Here is a 25,269-nt window from a genome sequence, read left to right as displayed (position 1 = left end):
AAGCTGACCCCGCCGATCAGGACGATTTCATGCCGAAGGTTTCTCGCCAGCCCGGTTGGTACTCGCGCGAGTAAAGCATTTGCAATCGCGCGGCCCGGTCGCTTCCTTCAGACGCGATGATTTCGATCCCTTTTTGCAGGGCATCACGCCGGTGTGCGGCTTCGTCGGACAGCGAAGAATCGGCAGACGCCCGATCGACTCGGTCAAGCGTTGCCGCAATTTCCAATAGCTTGGCGCGGACTTCCAAAAATTTGTCAGCCACGATCTCGTCAGCCGTTTGTGGCGCGGGCATGGTGTTCGATCCCAGTGTTGTATACGCAGTACGTCGCGAACTCAGTGCGTTTCGAACTGAATTATAACGCCTGACGGTTTAAGTCATTGCTCGTCGTGTTATCGAAACACTCGTCAGACTTCTCCACAAAGCGTTTCGAGGGTGCGGTTCTGCAGGCTGTGGCAGCCCGTTTGGCTCAAGTAAAGCGTCCGGCGTCCAATCATGGAACGTGGCAATCCCGCTGCGAGGTCTCGTCGACACGGTCTGCTTACTCCGTCTGCTCGCGGTACCGATTCAGACGCCGACGGAGCCGAAAGTAGCGAACGGTTCCAATCAGGCCAACCATCCCCCCCAAAGCGATCAGTGCCCAACCAATCAGCACGAGGTCTCGGGTCACGACCAGGAACTTTACCAAGCTGATCCCAGTACCGATCAACATGATCGATGTGCGCAAGTACGCCAAGATCGTCCGCTCGTTGGCAAGTTCGGTGCGAATCAGTCCGAGGTTTGGAACAGAATTTGTATCCATTGGGCGAAGTGCTCGAGAACGCTGTAATTCAAGTGTTTGGCGACGTAGCTGCTGCTTCATTGTGCAGTCACTCGCGCATTCCAGCAGCATTCAAAAGCACGGTTTGGAAGCGGAAACTTCGTGGTTTTGATCCATTCGTCGCATTTTGCCTAAACCTCCGTTGCGAAATCGTCGGCGAAAAAGTTTTCCTCGCTGACATCTTTCCCACAGTCGCCGTATTTGACATCGGAAAACTTCACTAACCCTTCACAGGAACACGGTTTACGTCAAATTCTCACTTCTGACCGTAGTCCGTCTCATTTTGCTATCAATGGCTTAACCCATTGTTGCATCGGGACTTAGGCACTGAGAAAGAATCAGTTTGACAGTTCGCAAGCAATGCCTAAGATTCCTCGCGTCGCCCACATATAGTGGCAGTCAGCCAAAATATCCCTACCGGTAGTGACATCATTTCTGGTATTGATGGTTTTAAGCGATTGGCCAACTTGGAAGGTTCGCGAAAAGGGATGGATCCTTTAGGGGGTTCTATGCCGCTTTCACGACGGCGTTCTCGGTGGGCAGACGTGACAGATTGTCTTGTTGTTTCCCCTCATTTTTAGGACGGACCAAACCGACGTCTCCTGTCGTTGGCATCCGCAACTTCTCTCTTGCGCCGGCGACCTTTTGAGACGTACATTGTGTTTGGTCCCACGGACGACTCACGGAGTTTGATCAAACGATGGCTACTGTTCTTCCCGAAAGTTCACGTGCGGCGAGTGGGGGCGATGCAGCCCTGGAGAAGGTCAACAACCAACACGGCGTTCAATACGCCACCGAGGTCTTTGGTACGACCTTGCGCGGGGATCGCCCCGGATTGAAAGTCGAGCCCACCTTTTGCCCGGCCGATGGCAAGACGCCATTCGATACTGCGCAGTGGGAAATCCGCAGCGCGGCGATCAAAGACGAATCCGGCAAAGCGTTGTTCGAACAGAACAACTGCGAAGTGCCAACCACTTGGTCGCAGCTGGCCACCAACGTCGTCGTCAGCAAGTACTTCTACGGCGACCCCAAGAACACTGACGAACGCGAGCGTTCGGTCCGCCAGTTGATTCACCGTGTTACGCGTACCATCGCTGACTGGGGTTTGGCAGACGGTTACTTTGATACGCCTGAAGACGGCGAAAATTTTTACCGCGATCTGACCTGGTTGTGTCTGCACCAGCACGGTGCGTTCAATAGCCCCGTTTGGTTCAACGTCGGTCTGCACCACCAATACGGTGTTACCGGGGCAAAGTGCAATTGGGCCTGGGATCGCACCGAAGGCGAAACCTTCCAACCTGAGAACCCCTACGAGTTCCCCCAGGGAAGCGCGTGCTTCATCCAGGCGGTTGGCGACAACATGGAAGACATCATGCGTTTGGCTTGTGCCGAAGCGATGTTGTTCAAGTTCGGATCGGGTACCGGAACTGACTTGTCGACGATCCGGTCAAGCAAAGAAAAACTCTCCGGCGGCGGAACACCATCGGGGCCGCTCAGTTTCATGCGGGTCTATGACTCGATCGCCGGTGTTGTGAAAAGCGGTGGCAAGACACGTCGCGCCGCGAAGATGCAATCGCTGAAAGTCTGGCACCCAGATATTCTTGAATTCATCGAGTGCAAATGGTCGGAAGAAAAGAAAGCGCACGCATTGATCCGCGAAGGCTACGATTCGAACTTCAATGGCGAAGCGTACAGCAGCGTGTGCTTCCAAAATGCGAACCTGTCGGTTCGTGTCACTGACGACTACATGGAAGCCGTTCGCGAAGGCAAGCGTTGGCAAACCCGTTGGGTCACCGACAAAGTGGCTGGCGATCCGCCGTCCTACGATGCCAAAGAACTGCTCAACAAGATGTCAGAGTGTGCTTGGCACTGTGGCGACCCCGGCGTCCAGTACGACACGACGATCAACAAGTGGCACACCTGCCCGAACAGCGGCGCGATCAATGCGTCGAACCCTTGTTCGGAATACATGTTCTTGGACAACACGGCATGTAACCTGGCGTCGATCAACTTGATGAAGTTCGCCAACCGCGACGGATCGTTCGACGTCAAACGCTTCCGCGCTGCGTCTCGCTTGTTCTTCATCGCCCAAGAAATCTTGGTGGACCACGCTAGCTATCCGACCGAGCCGATCGCTCGCAATAGCCATCGCTTCCGCCCACTCGGACTCGGTTACAGCAACCTGGGATCGTTGGTGATGTCGCGTGGTTTGGCGTACGACTCGAAGGCCGCTCGCGGTCTGTGTGGGTCGTTGACCTCGCTGCTGCACGGCGAAGCCAACCGCACCAGCGCCGAAATGGCTGGCGTTGTCGGACCGTTCGATGACTACGCCGAGAACGAAAAGCCGATGTTGAACGTGATGCGGATGCACCGCGACGCTGCCAACGAGATCGACGAGGACGGCCCAGCGGAATTGAAAGAGGCCGCGAAGAAGTTGTGGGATGACGTGCTGGACATCGGCGAACGCTACGGTTTCCGTAACGCCCAAGCCACCGTTTTGGCGCCGACCGGAACGATCAGCTTCATGATGGATTGCGATACCACTGGCATCGAGCCAGACATCGCACTGGTGAAATACAAACAGCTCGCCGGCGGCGGGATGCTGAAGATCGTCAATCAGACGGTCGCACCAGCACTCAGCCACTTGGGCTACACCCCCGAGCAAATCGAAGTCATCTTGGCATACATCGATGTCAACGACACCATCGAAGGTGCACCGGAATTGAAAGCCGAGCACCTGTCCGTGTTCGACTGTGCGTTCACGCCTGCAAATGGTATCCGCAGCATCTCGTGGCGTGCCCACGTGACGATGATGGCGGCCGCTCAACCGTTCTTGTCAGGTGCGATCAGCAAGACGGTCAACATGCCTCACGACACCACACCGGCCGATATCGCCGATGCGTACTACTGGGGCTGGGAATTGGGGCTGAAAGCGATCGCGATTTACCGCGACGGCAGCAAACAGTCGCAACCGCTGAACACGAAGTCGGACGAAGGGAAGTCGACCAAGACTGAGACGAAAGTCGTTACCAAGACGGTTGAAAAGATCGTTTACAAACCGCGTCGCGAACGTCTGCCCGATACGCGTACCAGTATCACGCACAAGTTCACCATCGCTGGTCATGAAGGTTACCTTTGCGTCGGCCAATACCCCGACGGACGTCCCGGCGAAGTGTTCATCACGATGGCCAAAGAAGGGTCGACGGTCGGCGGTATCATGGACAGCTTCGGGACTGCCCTGTCGATTGCGTTGCAGTACGGCGTTCCATTGGAAGTCCTGGTCAATAAGTTCAGCCACACCCGGTTCGAACCGATGGGCCATACCAGCAACAAAGACATCCGCATCGCCAAGAGTGTCGTGGACTACATTGCTCGCTGGTTGGGACTGACGTTCATGAGCAATGACGACAGCATGCCAGCGAACGGCCATGTGCCAAGCAACGACTCGGTCAATTCCGGTAACAGTGCGGAAGTCGCGACCGTCGAATCAACGATCGCAACCAACGAGCGAGCCGGTTTGTTGGCCAGCATCAATGGCAACGGCAGCAACGGTTCGTCCAAGAAAGAGGACAACCGCCAAGAGCAGTTCGCACGGTTCCAAATCGATGCCCCAAGCTGTGATAACTGTGGCAGCATCACCGTTCGCAACGGCAATTGCTACCTGTGCCACAACTGTGGTGCCAGCATGGGTTGCAGCTGATCCAACGGAATAGAAGTTGAGCGAAACGCAGCGGCGAAACAAATTTTCGTCGCTGCGTTTTTCATGCGCTTTACCCAAACCGCTGGAGTCTAGCCTTTAGGCGATTCTCGTTTCGGCCGGGACCAGGTGATCATTGGGAACCGACGCTAGCGCGTATCGGCTAAGTTGATTGCGAATCCTCGGTTCACACACCCAATTCCAAATTTGCAATGTTCAATTTGCAATCACGCTGGTCTTTTCAGAAACCACGCGTTCAGGCGGTGAGAGCTGGTTGGCTATGCCATGGCCCGGGGACTGATCGGTTCGTCCACCCATTAGCCGGAACGCGCTAGCGTCGGTTCCCTATCAGTCACCCTGCTCGGTGCACGTAGCCCGGCGGATAACGCCGTTTTACCCTGCGGAGACACAACCGCTCGCTATCGCGAATGCGGCTGATTTGACACCTACTTGCTCCTCGCCCCAATTCCCAATTTGCAATCACGTCGGTCTTTTCAGAAACCGCGCATTCAGGCGATGAGAGCTGGTTGGCTATTCCATGGCCCAGGGGCTCATCGCTTCGTCCACTACCGATGACGGGACGGAACCGTAACGGCTTCGTTGATTGGCAGTCGCGAAAGCTGTTCTAGTCTTCCGCTAGTAGATCGTCGGTGATGTTCAGATTGGTACTGACGTTCTGGATGTCGTCGTGGTCGTCGAGTTGTTCAAGCAACCGCATGACCTTCTTGCCGGTTTCGACGTCGACTTCGACGGTCGTCTGTGGGATCAGGCTGATCTCTTTCATTTCCGGGACCAACTCGGCTGCCTCGAAAGCTTCTGCCAAGCTTTGGTAATCGTCCGGCGACGTGGTCACCTGCAGCTTTCCGTCGTCAGTGCTTTCGACGTCTTCACCGCCGTTTTCCAGGGCGACTTCGGTGACTTGGTCCTCATCGACTGTGGAGGCATCGAAAACGAACAAGCCTTTGCGGTCGAACAGATACGACACGCACCCGGTCTTGCCAAGTTCGCCGCCGAGCTTTGAGAAGATCGACCGCAGTTCTGGAGCAGTTCGATTGCGGTTGTCGGTCAGGCTTTCGCACATGATCGCAACACCGCCGGGGCCATAGCCTTCATAGACGATTTCTTCGACGCGACCGCCGTCCAGTTCACCGGTTCCGCGCTTGATGGCTCGTTCAATGTTGTCCTTGGGCATACTGACGGCTTTCGCGTCGTCAATTGCCTTGCGCAGCTTGAAGTTCGAACTGGGGTCTCCGCCGCCCGACTGTGCAGCGATGATGATCCCCTTGCTCAGCTTGCTCCACAACTTCCCACGGGCCGCATCCACACGTCCTTTACGGTGCTGGATGTTCGCCCACTTGGAATGACCTGCCATGATTGAACCGAATCAAAAAATGTAACGTGTTGCCTACAGTACTTTCGAATCCAAATTAACGTGGCTTCCGCTTGGAAAGCTTGCGACCGGCAGCCTTTTTGGTTGTCTTTTTGGACGTTTTCTTTTTCGCCGCCGCGGACTCGTCAGCTTCTTCCGCCTCTGCCGCTTTGTCGGCAGTCGCCTTTTTCTTAGCCGACTTTTTCGGTGAAGCTTTCTTGGTGTCTTTCTCGTCGGATTCCGATTCCGACTTCTTTGCTACCGCTTCTTTCTTGGTCTTCGCCCCTGAATCGGAAGTGGGCTTAGACGACTTTTTTGCGGGCTTCGCTTCCTCACCTTCTACGGTGTCTTCGCTTTCTTTTTCAGCCTTGCGTCGGCGTTTCACTCGACGGATCGCAGCCTTCTTGCTGGCTTCCCATTCGTCGTATTTTTCGGCAGCACCTTTTTCGACCGAATCGAGTAACCCGCGAGCTTCCTTGTCTTTGGGGTCGGCCATCAGTGCGACACCAGCCTCGTGAAGCAGTGCGGAGAACTCGACCGCTTTGCTCTTGGGGACCGCACGTTCGAGTCCGGGGACCTTTCCGGCGGAGGCTTCGGCTTGGCTGGCGATTCCGGTGGCCAACATAATGACCATCGCGGCATAATCGATTGGGATCGAGTGTCCGCCGAGACCGTGCTGGACGGTGTAGCTCAAAATGAAGGGCGTCATCGCGGGCATCGCTTCAAACTTCGCGACCGCCTTGCCCAAGTTTTCTTTTTTCAGGTGGTCGAGGTCGAACGCATAGAACTCTTCGAACACGGCCTGCAACACGTCCTTCAAGCGACGTGCGGTTTTTGGTGGGTCCGGCATTCCGGAGAGGACTTGCGTCAGCTCGGTCACGGTCGTGACACGAACTTCGTTCCAGTCAAAGAACTCTTGCTCGCACTTCGCCAAGCCTTCGTCAGCGAGTTCATAGGGTGCGTCTTGCAACAACGCTGCGTACAGGATGTGCTCGAGGAGCGGCCGAGACGGCTGTGACGGAGGCGTCGAATAACGTTTTTTAAGCTCGCTGTGCAGCTTCGCAATCAGTTTCGCGCGGTTACTTGCGGCCATTGTTTCTAGTTTGAGCGGGAATGTATCGATCAGGCGTTGGGTGTCGCCGCGATCGTCGTCGTGTTGTAAATCTTGATGGGGCGGATCGCGGTTTGCGAAGGAGATCTCGTGTCGTCAATCCGATCTGGACTGCACTCGCGTTATTACCCGAGCCACAGCGGTTGGTCGAACACCTCGTTAATTCGCATCTGTATTGGGCGAATCAGACTCGTCATCGATCGCGACGTCGTCGTCGAATTCTTCGGAATCTTCTGCGTCGGGCTCATCGCGTTCACGGCGAATCTTGTTCAGCAATTCGCCGACGACCATGGCATTTTCCATCCCACGGTTCAGTTCAAATTGCAATTTGGGCGTGAATCGAGTGTCGATCCGATTTGCAACTTTAGATTGCAAAAAGCCGGCAGAGTGCTGCAGACCTGTCAGCGAGCGTTGTTTCTGGGCTTCATCACCCATAACGCTGACAGAAACCTTGGCTTCACGCATGTCAGGAGAGACTTCAACACCGATAACGGTGACGTCTTTGACACGTGGGTCACGTAGTTCAGTAAGGATGGCCGAGGCGACGACTTCGCGAATCGCTTCGGCAGCTTTTAGCAGTCGACGACTGGTCACAATCAGCCTAGCAGAAAGATGGAAAGGGGAATGGAGGGACGGGAAAAGGAAGGCAACTCAAGCGAACATCCCGCCGCGACCGTGTGGTCGGCGGCGGGCGATTGTCCGATGGGCTTGCCTGGATGAATCAGTCGAGCGTTCGCGCGACTTCTTCGATTCGGTAGGCTTCCAGGATATCGTCCTGTTTGATGTCGTTGAAACCTTGAAGACGGATACCGCATTCCATTCCACGCGGCACTTCCTTGATGTCTTCTTTGATCCGACGAAGCGAATCCAAACCGTAATCGCCGATCAAACGGCTGTCGCGGTAAACGCGAATCCGGCATCCACGTTGAATCGAACCGGCGGTGACATAGCAACCGGCGACTGTACCGACGCGGCTGATCGAAAAGACTTGCTTGACGAGAGCTTGGCCAAGGTCGACAACCCTTTCTTCGGGCTTCAAGCGACCTTCGATCATCGCTTTGATGTCGTCGGTCAGCTTGTAGATCACGTCATAGCGTCGAATTTCGACTTTGCGTTCGTCAGCCAAGCTGCGGGCTTGGTCGTCAGGGATGACGTTGAAGCCGAGCACAACTGCATCCGAAGCGTCTGCCAACGTGACGTCCGCCAGTGTGATGCCGCCGACGCTGCGCTGAAGAACTTTGATTTCGACTTCGGGATGTTCGAACTTGCTCAGTTCTTTGTCGATCGCTTCGAGTGAACCCTTCACATCGGCGCGGATGATCACGTTCAGCTTGACCTTCTCTTCGGACTGTCCCAAGCGACCTTCTTGAAGCATCGATTGGAAGTTTTCGAAGGAGACCTTGGTTGTCGTACCGGACAGCGACTGACGGCTGCTTGCCGCGGCGCGTTGGCCGGCGATTTCGCGAGCGTCGGCGATGTCATCCAAGACGTGGAAGCGGTCACCCGCACCGGGCGGCGATTCCATCCCCATGACGCTGATCGGCGTACTCGGTCCTGCTTCGGTGAGCGACTCGCCAGTCAACGTGTTGCTCATTGCACGCACGCGACCGTAAGTCGGACCGCAGACGACGATATCGCCGACACGGAGGGTACCGTTTTGCACGACCATTTTCGCGACAACACCGCGATCGCCTTGCTGCTCGGCTTCCAAACAGACACCGAGTGCGTCGCGATCGGGGTTTGCCGAGTATTCATTCATTTCGGCGACCGTCAGCAACACTTCCAGCAATTCATCCATGCCTTCACCGGTGAGGGCACTGGTGCGGACAACTTCGACGTCGCCGCCCCACTCGCTGGGTGTTAACTCGTGTTCGGTCAGTTGCGTTAGGACACGGTTCGGATCGACGCCTTCCAAGTCACACTTGTTGAGCGCGACGACGATTGGGACCCCGGCCGCCTTGGCGTGGCTGATCGCTTCTTCGGTTTGCGGCATGATGCCGTCGTCCGCCGCGACAACCAGCACAGCGATGTCGGTGACGTTCGCACCGCGGGCACGCATTTCGGTAAACGCTTCGTGACCGGGGGTATCGACGAACGTGACGCTGCGGCCGTCTTTGTCGACGGTGTAGGCACGAATGTGTTGGGTGATACCGCCAGCTTCGCCGCTGACGACATTGATCCCGATCAGGTAATCCAGCAAGCTGGTTTTCCCGTGGTCAACGTGACCGAGGAAGGTCACGATTGGCGGTCGCGAAACCAACGAATCCGGATCATCGACCTGGCCTTCGATTTCGGTGATCAGCTCGTCTTCTAGCGTTTCCGATTCTTTCAGCTGCAGCTCGAGATCAAGTTCTGCGGCAATGATTTCAGCCGTCTCGAACTCAAGTTCGGCGTTGATGTTGGCCATGATTCCCATCGTCATCATCGACTTGAGAACCTTGGCGACAGGAACACTGGCGGCTTCGGAGAAGCTTCGAACGGTACATGGCAGTTCGATTTGCACCGGCTCTTTACGAGGCGCGGCGGTGTTGGTGCCACGGTGTTGCAGCGTCCGACGCTGGCCACGTCCGTCTTCACGCGAGTAGCGGGACAATTCCGATCCGCCCCGGCCACGACGGCCTCCGCGATCGGCTCGGGCGCGGGCCATTCCGGCCAGTCCCTTACGGCGTTGACCCTCTTCTTCTTCGGTTCCGCCGCGTCCACGTTTGCCTTTATCGGTAAACCCGGACAGGCCACCGCGTTTCGAAGCGGGAGCGTTTGTTGTTCCACGCTTCGACTCGGCAGATTCTGCGGCGAGTTTGTCCAGTGGGGCTTTGACACCTTGCTTGTGGCCGGCGATCAAATCGGGGCTGAGCTTGATGTCCGGCTTTTGTGCCTTGACCTTGTCATCCGATTTCGGTGTTACCTCTTTGGGGGCATCCGGCAGGGATGCGAGGTTCACGGAGATCCGTGGCTCACGCCGTTTCGGCTTGTCACCACCTTTCTGGTCGTCGCCATTTCCGGTGGCCGGTCGTTGGTCCAAAGAACGGACACGTCCGGTGCCGCCAAGGCGGTTTCCGCGAACTGCGGCGAGCGGCATTTTGGCGCGCTCGGCGGGGCGTGGAGGTTGTTGTGGCTGCTGCGCGGCAGGTTGCTGCGGTTGCCGTGGTGGCTGTGACTGACCTGACCGCGGTTGCTGAGGTTTGGCACTGCGTGGCGCCGCGCTCGGCTGGGAGGTCGGCTTGTTGTGCGAAGGCGATTGTGGTGCCTTTCGCTGCGGCGGTTGCGAGCTTCCGCCCGATTTCGGTGCGGATTTTGGCGGACCGCTTGGGCGACCCGACTCGCTGCCACGTTGTGGCTTGGTCGGTTTAGGGCCGTCGCCGCCGGAGCGTGCAACGCGACCGGAGAGTCCACCGCCGCGGTTACGGCTGCCGGCTGGCAAACGCACATCGGGCGTTTGTGCTGGTGTCGGCTCAGGTGCCTCGGGTGCGTCGTCAACTGGCGGGAGCGGTGCTGGTGCACGGAGTTTTGGCTCAGGTCGCACTTTCGAGTCGTTCCGTACGGGCTTGGCTGGTTCGCTGGGTGCGGGGGCACCGCTACGTGCGCCGGCGTCGATATTCAACGGCCGACGTTCAGTGCGGACCGACTGCCGAACGGCAACGGGAGCTCGTTTCGCTTCGTCAGTTGCAGAAGGAGCGGCCGGCTTCGCTGGCGCCGATGCTCCACTTAGATGTTCGCGCACGCGTTGGACTTCGTCATCGGTAAGGCTAGCCAATGCCGAGCCCTTGCCGGTGATTCCAACTTTTTTAACGAGATCAACCAGATCTTTACTATCGAGATTTAATTCTTTTGCGAGCGCGTAAATGCGTGCTGCCACGGGGTGAAAATCCTGTCAAATTTGAGTGGAACCGACCGCCTTGATTCGCCTAACGGTCTCTCGTTCCTAGTATTCTCTAAGTCACATAAAACTCTCCTCCATCGGCCGGCATTGCGAACATTGTTCACCGATACACGGCGAGCAATTCGCGGCCCAGGTGCTGACCACACGGTCAGTCCCGGATGAGGGCCCGGAAGGTTTGTCGTCTCTTGATTAAGTAGTCGAGCCACGCCGAACATCTTCGCCGTGGCCCGCCAGATTCGCAAAGGATAGCGAAAAACGGCGTTCGGCAAGAGGTCCGACCTGGGGGCAAAGTCGGATTTCAACTGACTTTTTCATTCCCCTAGGCGATCATTGCCATGAATCGCGGTCCAATGGACCAATTCAAGCCTTCCTGAACGTCTCAACAGCCAGCTAGAGGGGATCAATTCCTGTACTCGAGTGACTTTGCCGAACGAACGTTCATGTAGAGGCTAACTCTCCTGCTGCGGCTTAGCTGCCTCCGCCTCGTCCGCATCCGGTTCGGCGACCGGGTCTGCAGCTGAAACGGGTTCTTCGGCAGCGGCTTCGGCCTCCGCATTTACAGGTTCTTGCACTTCGTCGACCTCTTCGACTTCGGTATCGGCGGGGACGTGGTCCGCTGCGACGGCCTCACCGTCTTCTAGTTCGGCTTCTTGCATCGCGGCGTCGACTTGAGCGTCAACCGCTTCGTCTCCCGACTCGGCGACTTCATCACCCGCTTCTGGACCAGTTTCTTCCTCAGCCACGGGTGCGGGCGGTGCGCTGTTTCCGCCGCCACGTTCTTGCTCACGTCGAGCTTGGCGTTCGATCGCGGCCGCTTCTTCGGCTTCTTCTGCCTTTTGCTCGGCCATATCGACGATGTAATCCACCTGTTCGGCGGTCAGTCCGCTCATTTCCATGAACTGGTCCGGCTCGATCACGGACAGATCGTCATAAGACAAATAACCCTGCTCAACGAGAACTTGTGAAATCTCAGGCGTCATCCCTTCGAGTTGGCTGAAGGCCATGACGGCGCGTTCGATTTGTTCTTCCAGCTCGCCGGCGGTCATGATTTCGATGTCCCAGCCGCACAGTTTGCTGGCCAAACGGACATTTTGGCCGCGTCGGCCGATCGCGAGCGAGAGTTGGTCTTCCTGGACCAGCACGATCGCCCGGCCAATCAAATCGCACAGCAGGACCTGTTCAACTTCGGCGGGCTGCAAGGCGTTGGGGATCAGCACCTCGGGGTCATCGCTGTATCGCACGACGTCGATGTGTTCACCCGCAAGTTCCTCGCGAACCGCTTTAATCCGGCTGCCGCGATAACCGACACAAACGGCGATCGGGTCAACTTGGGAATCTTCGCTGCTGACGGCGACCTTGCTCCGGTAACCCGGTTCGCGGCTGATCGAGTTAACCGCGATGACGCCTTCGCTGATTTCAGGAATCTCTTGTTCGAACAGTCGCTGCACCAATTGCGGCCGGGTCCGGCTGAGTACGACACGGACGCGGTTGCCAGCCGATTTGACTTCGAAAACGACCGCCCGAACGCGTTCGCCTGCATGCAGGGTTTCGTGTGGGATCTGTTCGCTGCGTGGCAGAATTGCCTCGACGTTACCCAGGTTGACGGTCGCGACGCCGCCATCGGCGCGGCCGATGATTCCGGCGACCATCTCGCCGATTTGTTCGCGGTACTCGGACATCAACGAGTCACGTTCGGCTTCGCGGACTTTCTGGATGATCACCTGTTTGGCGGTTTGTGCGCCAATTCGGCCGATCTGATCGTCACCCAATGCTTCGCCATCCAACGTCGCGTTGATGCGTCCGTTGTCGCGGTCGAGTCGGACCACGAGATCGGCGTCTTCACCGTACTGTCGCTTCGCAGCGGTTTGCAAAGCCGCTTCGATCGCTGCGAAAACCAGTTCGGTGTCAATATTCTTCTCGCGGTGTAGCGAGTCGACGTAACGCAGGATGTCTTGTGGGTTCATAGTTCTGTTGACGTTCCTGACCAACGAATGACGAGATGAGCGGAATACAAATTCAAATCACGGCAACGACAGTTCGCCAGCCTTCGGCTTGGTCGCCAAATGTTGGGCACTCCGCCAACCAATGAGCTCTCCCATCCGCTGCGCGTCGTGCGCAATCCCAACCCGCGACGTCGAAATCTGAACCTGTGTGACAAAAAAGAAACCCGGACCTTTTGGCAGGACCGGGCATCTGCGTGTACCAGTGCTGTGAGAAGTCAACTTACTGATCTGTCCTAGAAGTGTCAACCAAGAACGGGGCCTGAATGGCCTTCCCAGAAGCGGTCTCGCGGGCCATTTAACCGCCGAATAAGCCCAGGTTTCCCAACCGGAATGATCGACCGTTCGGTCCCAGATCATGTTGCCAGCGAGCATCGAATACCAACCCCTGCCGCACTGATCGCGAACCTCTCCGGCGGTGGCAATGACCGCTCCGATCTCGCTGGTTTGCGATCACTCAACCTGCGATCACTCGTTTGGGGTGCGTGAATTGCTGTGCTGGTGGCATCACACCGAACCACCACGTGAGTTAGTACTCAGCAACTTGACGCTGAACCTCACCGTTTATGCTTGCCGGTCCCTCGGCGGCACGTTGTTCGGAACGGACTCGCAATGCGACGCAAGCCATCAGAATTGCAAACACGATGATCCAGAGGGGGCGTGGCTGGTCGTTCACGAGTGAGTAAGGCTCCATGGCAGTAGTCATTAACGCGGTCACCATCCAACAGTCGCAAATCCAGTTCCGAACGAGCCGCCTGGACGCGATCTTCTCTCTCGCAGGTTAACCACTTCGCCGGTCAGATTGTTGTCAGACCGCAAATTCCCCCGGCCCAAAACGACTTGCTGCTATTCGGAAAAGAAATCGACTGTGTGGCAACGCTGGTCGCCCCGACGGATCTGCGTTGCTTTGAAACGACAGGGGCGTTTCATGGCCGCAACACTTGTCGCCCGATCGCCACCTTAAGCCGGTTAGAACGATTTTCATGAATGCAAACCGTCAACACCCACTGCAGAGTGGGCGAAAAAACTTGATTTCTGCAAAGGACAACTTGCGACAAATTTTTCCGTCCTAGCTTTTGGTGAATCTTGAGACGCCGCCCCAGGCGGCAGATGGCTTGGCCGCGTGTTCAGGGCCATCCCCACAGCAATCAAACATTTAGGGCATTAGGTTGATGAATCGAATTCGACGTCAAGCATTCACACTGATCGAGATGGTGATCGTCATTTTGATCTTGGGAATCATTGCTGCGGTTGCCGCTCCTCGAATGTTTACGACTGCTGAGCAAGCAGAGATCAACACCACCCGGCAGCAACTCGCGGTGTTGCGCAATGCGATCGAAATGTATCGCGCCCAGGCCGGACAGTATCCAGTCAACGGCGAACTGCAAACGGTTTTGTCCGACATGTTGAACGGCCCGTTCCCGTCGCCTTCGATTGGCCCGGTCAGTGGGTTAAGCGGCGTTTACTACGACACGACGACGACATCGGCACCCGTGATTCCCGCGCCTGATGCGACGAACGGTTGGGCGTACAAGCCACACAACGGCAGCTTGAAACTGAACCTCGATCCGACCGGCTCAGACGTTGGCAAGGACTGGTAAGTCGAATTCCTTTGTCGCATCGCCAACGTCATCGCCACCGTAGTTGAGCATCATGAAATCGCTGCCTACCACACCAACCGTCCTGATCATCGAAGACGACCCCGTTTTCCGGCGGGTGCTCAGCTTTACGGTTTCTAAAGCAGGCCTCCGTGTCGAAACGGTTGCCGATGGCGAATCCGGCTTGGCACGTTTGCTTGAGGGGAACATTGATTTTCTCGTTACCGATTACCAAGTCCCTCGCTTGGAAGGCATCGAATTGCTGCGCGCGATCCGATCACTCGCTCCGCCCAATGACGTCCCGGCAGTCTTGTGTACGGCCAAAGGGTTCGAGATTGACAGCGAGCAACTGCGGAAGGAGTTCGATTTGGTCGACGTCCTGCACAAGCCATTTAGTCCGCGTCAATTGCGTGACTTGATCGTTCGAAATCTGCAATCTCGCGGCAAGTCGATCCCCGCCTTTCCTCACCAAGTCTACTCGCCGCCCAGTTTTGCCGCGTCAACGCTAGGCAGCTTCTATGGCTGATGTGATCCACGAAACGGTCGCTCGGGTTAGTCCGGAAAGCGACGCGGCGACCGGAACGTCCGTTGCCGGGATCGCGTCGCTTCGTACGCCACCGCTGATCACGACTCGAATCGGCATTTGGTTCTTCGTTGCCGCATGCTCGGCGCTTATCGGCGGCGTCGCATCGGGAGCGTTTCCAAACGAACGCGCTTTTGCGGCGGTGATGTGGATTGCCACCGTGGCGGTATGTGCGCTGTGCGGTTTGTTTTCGATTCGTTCGGTGCGGACCCTTCGTACGATCGAAACGGAACTTCGCCACTGTGTCGGAAAACCGGAACGCTGGAAAGCGGCTCGTCCGATTATCGGCAACGATCCGATCACCGAATCGTGGAACGAATTGCTGCACGAAGCTGAGTCGGCAAGCGTTCGCAACGAGACGCGCACACTTGCGACGCTCGACCAGGAAGCGATCACGCTGGCCCGCGCGATGCGAGGCTTGCCTTCGGCTTGGGTGATTACCGATTTGGACGGTCGGATGTTGTTCATCAGCCCGCCCGCGTGCGCACTGTTCGGACTGGCCGATCATGCCAACCATGGTGGTCGCGATCTGCTGGACCTGTTGAAACTAAGAACCGGCGACAGCGCGATCCTGACCAAACGCAATCGTCTGATCAGCAATATCCGGATGATCCATGAACGTCACCAAGTGATCCTTGGTGGCGAACGCGTGCATCTTCGGATCGCCCGTAGTCGTCTCGACGGGCGGGTTGGAGATGGCGAAGGGTTTGCTTGGATTTTGACAGACGTCACGCAGCAAGAGTTGGCGATTAAATCACGTGACCAGTTTCTGATGACGGCGACACATGAACTGCGTACCCCGCTGAATAACTTGCAAGCCTATGCGGAAGCACTCGCCGCCGAAGAACAACTCGAAATCGAGCGACAAAAAGAATTCTGCAACATCATTGTTTCGGAATCCCATCGACTAGGAAGACTCGTTGACCAGCTGCTGACCGTCGGGCAATTAGAAGCCGGATCGATGGTCGCAAACCGGCACGAACTGGAAGTCCTGCCGATGGTCGAATACGCAACCGAACAGCTGCGCGCACAAGCAGAACAAAAAGGCCAACGGCTGACGACCGAGTTGCCCCCTAAACTGCCAACCGTCTTTGGTGACCGCGACAAACTGCAAGCGGCTTTGGTGAACCTGATCGGCAATGCGGTCAAATACACTCCCGATGCCGGGGCGATCGTGATCCGCTGCGGTGTTCATGAAGGTAGCGTCCGGATCGTCGTACAAGACGACGGCCCCGGGATTGCCGCCGACGAACAGGAAAAAGTCTTCGAGAAGTTCTACCGCGGTACTAACGCGGCGAACAGCCAAATGCGTGGTAACGGATTAGGGCTCGCGTTCACCCGCGAAGTGGTCCGCATGCATGGCGGCGAGGTCGAATTGCAAAGTGCACTCGATGAGGGCGCGACCTTTACGATGCGGTTGCCGATCGGCGGCCAGTCACGAAGCGGTATTTGATCATGACAAACACGTCGCTTCCAAGAATTGAAAAGCACGGCGCCGTCCATGTGCTTCGCAGCAGCGGTCCTTTGAGATCAGAGACCGCCGTTCCGTTGGACGAGTTGACCTCGCGAACCATGACCGGAAACACACCCGCCGTGATCGTTGATTTGACGGACACTCCGCTGATCGATGGATCCGGATTGGAGTGGCTGAGTGAATTAAGCGAACGGTGTTGTCACCGCGGTGGATGCGTTCGACTGTGCAACGTGAACGAGCTTTGTGCGGACATCCTCCGCATCACAGGTGTTGGGGCACGCATCGAATCCTTTACTGATTTGACGCGAGCACTCGGCAGCTTTGCGTAGCCAACAAACATCACTCTAACTGCCATCGTCGGCCCGATCGAGTTGTCATGAATCCCGTCCAGCCAGCAACCTTTGATGCGTCTCGCCCGATAACGGTGAACGATCAACAATGCGGGATCGTTCATCCTCGCCAGGGTTGGACTTCCGTGCGGGACTTCATGCCGCTTGGGCAACGACTGATCGAAGCGGGGATTCTCCGCGAAGACCAGCTGGAGACGGCGCTTGCGCACCAAGCCAGCGAAGAAGAACGCTTGCAGGCACTTGCCGCACAGGAGGGGCCACATCCGATTGGGCGTCTAAAGCAGAAACGATTCAAACGTCTCGGCGAAGTCGTCGCCGAACTCGGGTTGGCCGACGAAGCCGACTTGTTGCCGATCATGGGCAAGCAATTGAACGTGGAAGGTGTCAAGCTTCGCGAAGGGTTGATCGATCCCGCCGCCGTCCGTCTTGTCCCGCGCGAAGACGCCGAGCGGTTCCGTGTGTTGCCATTGATGCGGGTCCACGACGAATTGACCGTCGCGATGGCCGACCCGCAAGACTTGGCAGCGATCGACGCATTGACCGATATCAGCGGGTGCCGAATTCGCCCCGTGTTGACTTTGGCGACCGGTATCGAGCGTCTGCTGCCAAGATGCTACGAAGATGACTTCGCGGTCGATTCGGTGACCGCGGATTTGGATGCCGAGCAATTGGAGCTTGAATCCGAAGCGATCGACCTGGATTTGCATGACACACGGCAATTGGCCGAAGGCAGTCCGGTCATCAACTTGGTCAACTACGCGATCATTCAGGCGGTTCGACAAGGCGCGAGCGACATTCACGTTGAGGCCGGACAAAAGTCGACGTCGATCCGCTTTCGAATTGACGGTGCACTCCGAGAGGTCATGAAGCCTCGAAAAGAAATGCACGCCGCGATCGTCTCACGGATCAAAGTCATGGCTCGGCTTGACATCGCCGAACACCGTCAGCCGCAAGACGGACGGTTGCATGTGCGAATCAACCGCCGTGACATTGATCTTCGCGTCAGTACACTGCCCACGGTGCTGGGTGAGAAAGTGGTCTTGCGTGTCCTTGATCGCGGTCGCGTAACGTTTGATTTGAACCAGCTAGGCATCCCGCAGAACTCGCTCGTTCGTCTGCGCCGAATGCTGGGCCGACCACACGGGTTGGTGCTGGTCACCGGGCCGACCGGCAGCGGAAAAACGACCACGCTCTATTCGGCGATGGAGCTGATCAAAGGCGTCGAGCGGAACGTCGTTACGGTAGAAGATCCTGTTGAGTACCAGCTAGAACTGATCAATCAAGTGCATGTCGCCAAGGATTCCGGCATGACGTTCGCAAATGCCCTGCGAAGCATCCTGCGACAAGACCCTGATGTGATCATGGTCGGCGAAATCCGTGACCGCGAGACTGCGGAAACCGCGATCCAGGCCGCCCTGACAGGGCACTTGGTCCTTAGCACGTTACACACCAACGATAGCGCCACCGCAATCACGCGGTTGGTCGATATGGGCGTCGAGGAATTCAAAATTGCCGCCAGCCTTGTAGGGGTCGTGGCTCAGCGACTGATGCGAAACCTTTGCACCAATTGTCGTGAAAGTTATTACCCGTCGGCGGCGCTGTTGCAGCAGCTTCACTATCAAGGCGATTCAAGACACGGTTTCGCACGTAGCCGCGGGTGTTCGGAATGTTTCGAATCGGGCTATCGTGGTCGGACCGGCGTGTATGAACTGTTCGAGATCACGCCTGCGATTCGCACGTTGATCAACAACGGAGCGGATGTCGAATCGCTGCGTGCGGTGCGTTCTGGGGCCACGTTGCTAAGCGAAGGCTTGCGTCTTGCCGAACAGCATCTGACAAGCTTGGAGGAAGTCGGCCGCGTCGCGCTGGTGGACTAACAGCATGAAAGTTTTTGCCCAACCTAATGTCGATCCGACAACGCCAAGCGGGCGAATGGTCACGCAGCGAAGCGAGCTCGCGACCGGTGCAAGGAACGTCCGGTCCAGGCAAGTAAATCTCCAACAAACGCGTGGGAACCAAGGGACGCTCTCTGCAAACACTTCGATTCACTTAACACGTGTCGCTCCCTCAGCCGTCTTGATGTCGCTGAACCAGCTGGCGGTAATGACGCAAAACGGGATCGAGATTGCCGAAGCTGTCGAACACGTCGCCGAGACCTGCAAGGATGATCGTTTGGCCGCGTCCTTGATCGCGATTCATGATTCGATTCACAGCGGCAGTACGTTCTCCGCCGCCGTTGCGACACATGGCGTGTACTATCCACGGTCTTTGCCCGCCATGATTGCCGCCGCGGAAACCACCGGCGACGTCCCACGGGCACTCGCTGGCATTTGCGATCGAATGCGAGGCGAACTGGAAATCCGTGCCAGCTTGCTGGGCGCGATTGTGTACCCCGTGATTTTGGTGTTCGCAGCCGTCGTGGTAATGGCGGCACTCGTATTGGGCGTGTTGCCGCAATTTGGCAAAGTGTTCGATTCACTGGGACGACCCGTTCCTCCGTCAACTCAGTTCTTGTTGGACTTGGGACGACTCGGCCGCCAGCACTGGGGGCTTGGCCTGCTCGTTGCCAGTCTCAATGTCGGGGGCCTGACGCTACTTCGAAAACATCTCTTCGTTCGCAGAGCCGTCGGGTACCTGATGCTCTACGCGCCGCTGCTAAGAGACGCCTATCGGCCCCTGATTGCCGGCCGGATTTTTCGCACGATTGCGGCGATGGTTGGTGGCGGTGTGCCTTTGTTGCAATCCGTGCGTTTGACTCGCAACACCGTCTCGGTCCCGGCATGGCGGAACCTCTTGTCGGAAATGGAAGCCAATTTGATCGATGGTTTGAACGCCAGCGACGCACTCGTTCACGCTGACTTTTTACCAGCCGAAGCGGCGCAGATGATGGCAACGGGAGAGCGCACCGGACGCGTCGCAGAGGTGCTCGAAGATATCGGCCAGTTCTATGAAACCGAAGGCGGTCGCAAAACCAAACGCCTTGTCATCGCACTCGAACCCACCATCATCCTTGCGATGGGGATTGTCGTTGCCGGTGTGGTGATGAGCGTGATGCTTCCGCTCTTGGAGATCTCAACGGTCCCAGGTCCCTGAGCGTTTCAAGCGATTTCAATCACCTTTTCAGCGAACTCGAGTACACGTGTTTCGTCGTCCGAATCGTTCCAATCAATCATGATGCTTCCAACCGCTTCTCCACAACTTGCTGACGGTCTGCCACATGCGGCCGTGCCGAGAAAAATAGGTGAAGGGTCGCTGCGTGAACGTCGCCATAAAATCAAGCGAGAGCGTCTTCGATTCGTGGGGATCGATCTCGGCGAGTCCGAAGTCCGTGTTGCCGGGTTGCGTTATCGACGAAGCGGCGAGATCGAATGGCTCCAGGCTGATCGATTCTCGTTGCCACAACCGATCGATGGGGAACCGACGTCCGAGTGGCTGCGCGAGGTGATGCAGCGACTGATCGACAGATTGCCGCGACCCGTTGATGGCGACAATTGTCGTGCGGCGATTGCACTGCCGATGTCTTGGACCCAGTACCAAACGGTTCCGGGACACGAATTGAGTCAGGTTCGAATACGAAGTGCACGACTATTTCAAAACTCGATCTTCCGAAGTGACACACACCTTTGTCATTGGCCGCTTGCCGGAATTCACTGTGGGCACCCCGGCTCGGATGACCAGTATGTCGTCGCCGCGACCGCCCGCCGGGCCGCCTGCCATGTTCTCGAAATCGCGTCATCGATCGGCTACCAAGTCTCCACGATGCTTCCGCATGCGGTTGCGATGGTGCATTCCGCCTACGCATTGACCCAAATCAATGCGCAATGCGTTCTATGGCTCGGCGAACAGGGTTCCTTGATCTCCGTGCGCCACGCGACTGGTGTGGGTCTTGCTCGATCGCTACCCGGATTGCCCGCACATCTAGTGGCCGGACAATCGCTCTGCTTCGGTTCAGCGGCAACGTCGCGGTCGCGTGTCACGCTTGATGCATTTGCACTACGGCCGTATTTGTCCGATATCGCGAGCGAGTTTCGAAATACAAGTCGTTATGCGGCTCGAAACGAAAACGTCCACGCTTCGGATCTACCGTTGTTGATTGCCGGTCCCGTCTCGGAGATACCTGGGGTCGACGAATCACTTGCCACACTCGCCAACACCCCCGTGGCACGTTGGCGTTTCGGCGGGAATCGCCGCCCGACTCCGACCAGTCAGAATTCGCCGGCGAGTGACGCGACATTCTCCGCAGCACTCTCGTTGGCATGCGCCGCCGAAAAGGCTTCGAATCGAGGGTACGGCAAATGAGATCACAGCTTGATACCGTGACACCTTTCTCTCTCGCCGAGCAGCGAGTCGATGTTAACTGCCTTGATTCGCTCGATGGTTGGCAGAACTTTGAAATGATTCCCGAAGACTATCGGCTGATGAGAGACGCGAAGCGTTTTTATGTCAAATGGCTGATCGGGTTGGTCCTGGCGACACTGTTGACGGTCGGATCGCTCTTGTCGATCTGGGTGGGGCGAAAGCGGTTGGAACTTCAGAACCGCCAGATTCTGGATGCCAGCCAGCCCGTCGAAGCCTTGCGCGGCCTGACCTCCAATCAGGTCGCACGACTTGCGGAAAAACAGCAATGGTTGCATCTGGTTCAGTCCGCGAAGCCAGATGACAGCTTGTCCCAAGTCATCGCGACATTGGCGATCGCGACTCATCAAAGCTTGGCAGAAAGCCCCTATGCAATCGAAACACGATCACTGTCCGTTCGGTTGCCGCTGGAGAACGATCCGGACGATCCGAAACGCACGGCAACGAGCAATGGGAAAGCGGAATTCTCCGTTGTCGCTACGGTCGACAATCGGGCCGTGATTTCAGCCTGGAAGGCAAACCTGAAACAAACGGATCGCTTACACGACATCCAGTTTTCGACACCCCAAATTGGATTGTCCGAAACGCTCGTCCAGATAAACGCCACACCGCTTTCGGCAAAGCTCATCCCATGAACTCTCCATTCGGATACAGCCAGTTCGACAGCGAGCCTTCGACGCGATTGCCTTGGCTGCGGACGCCGTTGCGTTGCCATCTCGTTGGCACGACCGTCTTGTGCACACTGCTCACGATCAGTTTGCTGTGTTGGTTCTCGCCCCAGTCAATCCTTGGGCCTCCGATGGACTCGACGTCCGATATCGTCGCCGCCGTTCGCCTGATCGGTAGCCGCGGGGAGGTGCAACGCGATTTCGAAGCTGCCAAAGCTGACGCGGCTGAATTGCAACGACAAATCGTTGAACTTCAATCATGGTTACCACGAAGAATCAATTGGCAAGAGCGTGAAGTCGCAATCGAAACACTGGCACAAGGCTGTGAGGTGCAAGTTTCCTCGATTCAACGCGGCGTCCTCGAACGTGGAAGTCGTGTCGGTGTTTGGAACGCCAAAGTCGAACTCGCTGGCACGTTTCCCGCTATCAGTCGTTTCATCCAGCGGTCCGCCGAATTGCCTCTGCCCTTTTGGACACACGACGTTAGCTTTCGGCGTGACACGAGTCGTTCTGATTCGACCTGTCTCGCAACCGTTTCCATTCGAATTCCGATCGCCGCGACCGGTACACTCGCAGACAAACTTTATCCCAAGGAAACTGTTGATGTCCACTAATGCGAATTCCGTGAGCGGGAAGCAAATCGCCTTGCTCGTGGTGCTCAGTGTCTTACTCGTTGGGGCGTTGGTGAATGCGCAGATGACAACATCGCAGCATTCACCGGAACCCCCATCATCGGGGACAACGTCGGTCGCACTGGTTTCACGCGTACAGCCCGAAGTAAAGCCGCGAACGAGCCAGCCAATGTCCGAGCTGTTACGCTCTGCCCCCAAAGAACTGACTCGGGTGAATCTGGACGAAGTCGCCGACATTGACTTGTTTCGGCAAGCCCCGCCGAAGGAAATACCGGTCGAGTCGAACGTGGTCGTTGCCACTGAAAATGCATCCGAATCACGCCCGCCAGTCAAGGTAAATGCGGTGTACGGTACTTTTGACAGTGCCTCTGAGGAAGCCTTTGACGGAAACAAACGCCGAGTGCTCGTGAATGGAACGATCTTGACCGGCGGCGATGAATTATCGCCCGGTCTACGCGTGGGGGCGATCACCGTAGATCACATCCAGCTGACGCCAGCTTCGTCGCCTTAGTCGGGGCGAAAACGGCACAAGCCGAAGACGCTTGTTTAGCGAACGGTCAATTCTTGAGCCGCATGCATCGGCAACGCTTCGTTCAGATCCAAGCATTCTCGCTGGCGTACTGGCCGAGGTCCGTCAAGAATATGAGTGACCAACGCGACAACCAATTCGTTGCGACGTGACTGTGCCGAATGGCGATTGAACAATCGGTTGACGACTGGGATGCGTCCGAGTCCCGGTACTTTCGCGTCGCTCTGTTCATTCACTTCACGGATCAATCCGCCGATTACCAGGCCGCTACCATCGGGCATCAACACGGTGGTCGAAACCTGGGTCGTGTCCTCTTCTGGAAAACCCGATTCGGTAATTCGGCCGCCGGAAATCTTGGGCAACACCGTCATTAGGATATAGCGATCATCGGTGATCACCGGCGTGACTTCCAGCACGATGCCGACATCCAAGAATTGGACGTTTTGAATGGTTGCCGTTTGGGTGGTCGTCGCGACGGCGTATGGCAAACGCTGGCCGATTTGAACCTTAGCCATCTGACGATTCACAACGCTGACCTTGGGCGATGCGAGAGTACGCGAGGACGTGTTGGCATGGATCGCTTCGATCAATCCGTCGACGTCATTGCCGTCGATTTGGAACGCCAGTGATGGTCCCTCTGGTTCGCGGTTTGCAAAACCGTCGCCCTGCAACGTCAATCGGGCACCTGCGATTCGCGCTAGCCCGGTGAGATCAACGCCCCGCCGTTGCTCGTCGTCCAAGTCAATTTGCAACACGTGAGCTTCGACCAATACCTGCGCCGGAGCGACATCGACTTGTGCTAGGTACTGCGAAATCCTCGAGTGTCCGGTCTCGTTGTCTTCGACGATCAACAGTTCTTGGGTTTGCAGTTTTTCGGTATCACTCGACTGGGTGACGAATGACTTTCCGATCGGGCTCAATAGTCCCGTGACCACCGCTTCGACATCGTCTGCGGCAACATAGTTCAATGGGTAAACCTGTAAGCGACGCCCTTGCACTTTGGGATCCAACGCTGCCGCATCGGAGCCGGTCACGTACAACAAATTGTCATGCTGATGCCAATGGAAACCAGCGACTCCTAAAATCGCGTCAAGCACTTCGTCCAGCCTCGCGCCTCGCAAGCTAACGGTAACCGGACCATCGACCGTCGGGCCGACCACCAAGTTCAGTTGGTGGTGTTCAGCGATCATTCGTAGCACCGAACGCAGGTCCGCATCGGTCGCAACCAAGGTGACCAAGTCATCGTGCTTTTGGAATGTGGTGCCTTCCGCTTGCGTTGGCTCTGACACCGGAATCATCAACGGACGCAAGTCGCCGCTTGAATCGGCGGGACCCAATATCAGATCTTCGCCGCCAGCGGTTGCTACGACGGGTAGCCGTTCTTTACCCCGCGTTGTCGCTTCCGCAGCAAACACCACAGTCGGCAGTTCATCGACTTTTAGGTCCGTCACCTGGGCGACGGTTTGTGCCACGGCGGATTCAGTCGCTGCGCCGTTCCGCTGGCGACGCGGTTCGTCGAAGCCGACTTGTTGGATCCCCATTCCGAACTCGCTGACAGACGCCACTTCAGTCATTTGAGCGGGGCGTTGTGCCGGATCGGCAAGAACCGGTTGAACCGGGACCTGATGTACCGGGCAACCAGGTTTTATGAGCTGGATCGCCGATGTCGCCGTTGAGAGCGTTGCAGTTTCCTGAAACGCGATTGATTGTTCCGCGTCCGGGACGGCAAGCCGGGTCGCTGGCATCATCGCCAGCAAGGAGCTTGCAGTTGTGATCAGCCAAAACGTTCGCATTCGCCCGAGTCAAGGTCCGCGGAAGGGACAACGTACCGATGGCATCGGCCGCGATGAACAGGAACAACCGTCACAATCGCTAAAGCTTGACGCCACAGCAGATATCGGCGGCGGTTTACCCTCATCGACGGCGAAAACGATGAACTTTGCGCACTTTTAGGTCGAAACGCGAACGTTTTAGCCCGCTGGCGGGAGGAATTGAAAGCGAATCAGCAAGGCGAGCAACGTTCTGAACGGTTGAAGAAGTTGGTTGAATGCCGGCTGTATTAGCCGGAACGCGCTAGCGTCGGTTCCCCATCGGTCACCTTGCTCGGAACGACGGCGACGATAGATAACGACGTTTGCACCCGGGAAAACACGCAACCGCTCGCTATCGCGGATACGGCTGATTTGACGCCTACTTAGTCCTCG

General features: G+C 56.8%; 21 protein-coding genes. 12 read left to right on the top strand and 9 right to left on the bottom strand.

Going from position 1 to position 25,269, the window contains the following annotated elements; all coding sequences use genetic code 11:
• Positions 1-16: 16 nt before the first annotated feature.
• Complete coding sequence (locus tag CGZ80_RS11010; RefSeq protein WP_094414277.1) at positions 17-292, bottom strand: hypothetical protein; 276 nt, start codon at positions 290-292, stop codon at positions 17-19.
• 247 nt (positions 293-539) lie between these two features.
• Positions 540-800, bottom strand: coding sequence for a DUF202 domain-containing protein (locus CGZ80_RS11005; protein WP_158222652.1), 261 nt, complete (start codon positions 798-800; stop codon positions 540-542).
• Positions 801-1,518: 718 nt separating this feature from the next.
• Between CGZ80_RS11005 and CGZ80_RS11000 the strand changes: the two genes are divergently transcribed.
• Positions 1,519-4,518, top strand: a complete 3,000-nt coding sequence (locus CGZ80_RS11000; protein WP_094414273.1) for a vitamin B12-dependent ribonucleotide reductase — start codon at positions 1,519-1,521, stop codon at positions 4,516-4,518.
• Positions 4,519-5,140: 622 nt separating this feature from the next.
• Here the strand turns inward: CGZ80_RS11000 and CGZ80_RS10995 are convergent.
• The 5 genes from CGZ80_RS10995 to nusA all read right to left on the bottom strand — a co-directional run bounded on the left by CGZ80_RS10995 (position 5,141) and on the right by nusA (position 12,839).
• Entirely contained in the window at positions 5,141-5,887 is a 747-nt protein-coding gene (locus CGZ80_RS10995) for a YebC/PmpR family DNA-binding transcriptional regulator (protein ID WP_094414271.1), read from the bottom strand.
• Between the two features lie 55 nt (positions 5,888-5,942).
• A complete protein-coding gene (locus tag CGZ80_RS10990) occupies positions 5,943-6,977 on the bottom strand; it encodes a hypothetical protein (RefSeq protein WP_094414269.1) in 1,035 nt (344 codons plus the stop codon).
• A 177-nt stretch (positions 6,978-7,154) separates the two neighbouring features.
• Positions 7,155-7,589 (bottom strand): 30S ribosome-binding factor RbfA, encoded by a 435-nt coding sequence (gene rbfA, locus CGZ80_RS10985; RefSeq protein ID WP_094414267.1) that lies wholly within the window; start codon positions 7,587-7,589, stop codon positions 7,155-7,157.
• A gap of 127 nt (positions 7,590-7,716) precedes the next feature.
• Positions 7,717-10,851: a translation initiation factor IF-2 gene (gene infB, locus CGZ80_RS10980; protein WP_094414265.1), complete on the bottom strand. Its 3,135-nt coding sequence runs from the start codon at positions 10,849-10,851 to the stop codon at positions 7,717-7,719.
• A 473-nt stretch (positions 10,852-11,324) separates the two neighbouring features.
• Positions 11,325-12,839, bottom strand: a complete 1,515-nt coding sequence (nusA, locus tag CGZ80_RS10975; protein ID WP_094414263.1) for a transcription termination factor NusA — start codon at positions 12,837-12,839, stop codon at positions 11,325-11,327.
• 460 nt (positions 12,840-13,299) lie between these two features.
• Between nusA and CGZ80_RS27595 the strand changes: the two genes are divergently transcribed.
• From CGZ80_RS27595 to CGZ80_RS10915, 11 genes are all read left to right on the top strand, one after another.
• Positions 13,300-13,557, top strand: coding sequence for a hypothetical protein (locus tag CGZ80_RS27595; RefSeq protein WP_143543866.1), 258 nt, complete (start codon positions 13,300-13,302; stop codon positions 13,555-13,557).
• A gap of 490 nt (positions 13,558-14,047) precedes the next feature.
• The gene (locus CGZ80_RS10965) at positions 14,048-14,476 is read left to right on the top strand and encodes a type II secretion system protein (RefSeq protein WP_094414259.1); all 429 of its coding nucleotides are present in this window, start codon (positions 14,048-14,050) and stop codon (positions 14,474-14,476) included.
• 52 nt (positions 14,477-14,528) lie between these two features.
• Complete coding sequence (locus CGZ80_RS10960) at positions 14,529-14,999, top strand: response regulator (RefSeq protein ID WP_094414257.1); 471 nt, start codon at positions 14,529-14,531, stop codon at positions 14,997-14,999.
• On the top strand, positions 14,992-16,509 hold the full coding sequence (locus tag CGZ80_RS10955) for a PAS domain-containing sensor histidine kinase (RefSeq protein ID WP_094414255.1): 1,518 nt from the start codon (positions 14,992-14,994) through the stop codon (positions 16,507-16,509). Before CGZ80_RS10960 ends, CGZ80_RS10955 begins: the two co-directional genes overlap by 8 nt.
• A 2-nt stretch (positions 16,510-16,511) precedes the next feature.
• Positions 16,512-16,859, top strand: coding sequence for an STAS domain-containing protein (locus CGZ80_RS10950; protein ID WP_094414253.1), 348 nt, complete (start codon positions 16,512-16,514; stop codon positions 16,857-16,859).
• A 47-nt stretch (positions 16,860-16,906) separates the two neighbouring features.
• Positions 16,907-18,757 carry a GspE/PulE family protein gene (locus tag CGZ80_RS10945; protein WP_094414251.1) on the top strand — a complete coding sequence of 617 codons (1,851 nt, stop codon included), beginning with the start codon at positions 16,907-16,909 and terminating at the stop codon, positions 18,755-18,757.
• Positions 18,758-18,761: 4 nt separating this feature from the next.
• Positions 18,762-19,973: a type II secretion system F family protein gene (locus tag CGZ80_RS10940; protein WP_094414249.1), complete on the top strand. Its 1,212-nt coding sequence runs from the start codon at positions 18,762-18,764 to the stop codon at positions 19,971-19,973.
• A 78-nt stretch (positions 19,974-20,051) separates the two neighbouring features.
• Positions 20,052-21,179 (top strand): hypothetical protein, encoded by a 1,128-nt coding sequence (locus tag CGZ80_RS10930; RefSeq protein ID WP_143543865.1) that lies wholly within the window; start codon positions 20,052-20,054, stop codon positions 21,177-21,179.
• Between the two features lie 17 nt (positions 21,180-21,196).
• Positions 21,197-21,871, top strand: coding sequence for a hypothetical protein (locus CGZ80_RS10925; protein ID WP_143543864.1), 675 nt, complete (start codon positions 21,197-21,199; stop codon positions 21,869-21,871).
• Entirely contained in the window at positions 21,868-22,518 is a 651-nt protein-coding gene (locus CGZ80_RS10920; RefSeq protein ID WP_094414241.1) for a hypothetical protein, read from the top strand. The genes CGZ80_RS10925 and CGZ80_RS10920 overlap by 4 nt, the downstream gene beginning before the upstream one ends.
• 187 nt (positions 22,519-22,705) lie before the next feature.
• Complete coding sequence (locus CGZ80_RS10915; RefSeq protein WP_143543863.1) at positions 22,706-23,047, top strand: hypothetical protein; 342 nt, start codon at positions 22,706-22,708, stop codon at positions 23,045-23,047.
• Between the two features lie 35 nt (positions 23,048-23,082).
• On the opposite strand, the gene CGZ80_RS10910 is transcribed toward CGZ80_RS10915, so the two are convergent.
• Positions 23,083-24,858, bottom strand: coding sequence for a type II secretion system protein GspD (locus CGZ80_RS10910; protein ID WP_094414237.1), 1,776 nt, complete (start codon positions 24,856-24,858; stop codon positions 23,083-23,085).
• A 177-nt stretch (positions 24,859-25,035) separates the two neighbouring features.
• A partial coding sequence (locus CGZ80_RS28605; RefSeq protein ID WP_233148358.1) for a hypothetical protein occupies positions 25,036-25,269 on the bottom strand: 234 nt, incomplete at its 5' end.

Source organism: Rhodopirellula sp. MGV (assembly GCF_002251265.1).
Classification (GTDB): domain Bacteria; phylum Planctomycetota; class Planctomycetia; order Pirellulales; family Pirellulaceae; genus Stieleria; species Stieleria baltica_A.
Note: the sequence above shows the minus strand (reverse complement) of the source record. Positions and strands in the feature narration are given on the sequence as shown.

What these genes read in the sequence shown, in the direction of transcription:
- nusA (WP_094414263.1), bottom strand. Translation starts at nt 12,839, where the DNA reads ATGAACCCACAAGACATCCTGCGTTACGTCGACTCGCTACACCGCGAG.
- CGZ80_RS27595 (WP_143543866.1), top strand. Translation starts at nt 13,300, where the DNA reads ATGACCGCTCCGATCTCGCTGGTTTGCGATCACTCAACCTGCGATCAC.
- CGZ80_RS10950 (WP_094414253.1), top strand. Translation starts at nt 16,512, where the DNA reads ATGACAAACACGTCGCTTCCAAGAATTGAAAAGCACGGCGCCGTCCAT.
- CGZ80_RS10930 (WP_143543865.1), top strand. Translation starts at nt 20,052, where the DNA reads ATGATGCTTCCAACCGCTTCTCCACAACTTGCTGACGGTCTGCCACAT.
- CGZ80_RS10920 (WP_094414241.1), top strand. Translation starts at nt 21,868, where the DNA reads ATGAACTCTCCATTCGGATACAGCCAGTTCGACAGCGAGCCTTCGACG.
- CGZ80_RS10965 (WP_094414259.1), top strand. Translation starts at nt 14,048, where the DNA reads ATGAATCGAATTCGACGTCAAGCATTCACACTGATCGAGATGGTGATC.
- CGZ80_RS10995 (WP_094414271.1), bottom strand. Translation starts at nt 5,887, where the DNA reads ATGGCAGGTCATTCCAAGTGGGCGAACATCCAGCACCGTAAAGGACGT.
- CGZ80_RS10960 (WP_094414257.1), top strand. Translation starts at nt 14,529, where the DNA reads ATGAAATCGCTGCCTACCACACCAACCGTCCTGATCATCGAAGACGAC.
- CGZ80_RS10955 (WP_094414255.1), top strand. Translation starts at nt 14,992, where the DNA reads ATGGCTGATGTGATCCACGAAACGGTCGCTCGGGTTAGTCCGGAAAGC.
- CGZ80_RS10990 (WP_094414269.1), bottom strand. Translation starts at nt 6,977, where the DNA reads ATGGCCGCAAGTAACCGCGCGAAACTGATTGCGAAGCTGCACAGCGAG.
- CGZ80_RS10910 (WP_094414237.1), bottom strand. Translation starts at nt 24,858, where the DNA reads ATGCGAACGTTTTGGCTGATCACAACTGCAAGCTCCTTGCTGGCGATG.
- CGZ80_RS10945 (WP_094414251.1), top strand. Translation starts at nt 16,907, where the DNA reads ATGAATCCCGTCCAGCCAGCAACCTTTGATGCGTCTCGCCCGATAACG.
- CGZ80_RS11000 (WP_094414273.1), top strand. Translation starts at nt 1,519, where the DNA reads ATGGCTACTGTTCTTCCCGAAAGTTCACGTGCGGCGAGTGGGGGCGAT.
- CGZ80_RS10915 (WP_143543863.1), top strand. Translation starts at nt 22,706, where the DNA reads ATGTCCGAGCTGTTACGCTCTGCCCCCAAAGAACTGACTCGGGTGAAT.
- CGZ80_RS10940 (WP_094414249.1), top strand. Translation starts at nt 18,762, where the DNA reads ATGAAAGTTTTTGCCCAACCTAATGTCGATCCGACAACGCCAAGCGGG.
- CGZ80_RS11010 (WP_094414277.1), bottom strand. Translation starts at nt 292, where the DNA reads ATGCCCGCGCCACAAACGGCTGACGAGATCGTGGCTGACAAATTTTTG.
- CGZ80_RS11005 (WP_158222652.1), bottom strand. Translation starts at nt 800, where the DNA reads ATGGATACAAATTCTGTTCCAAACCTCGGACTGATTCGCACCGAACTT.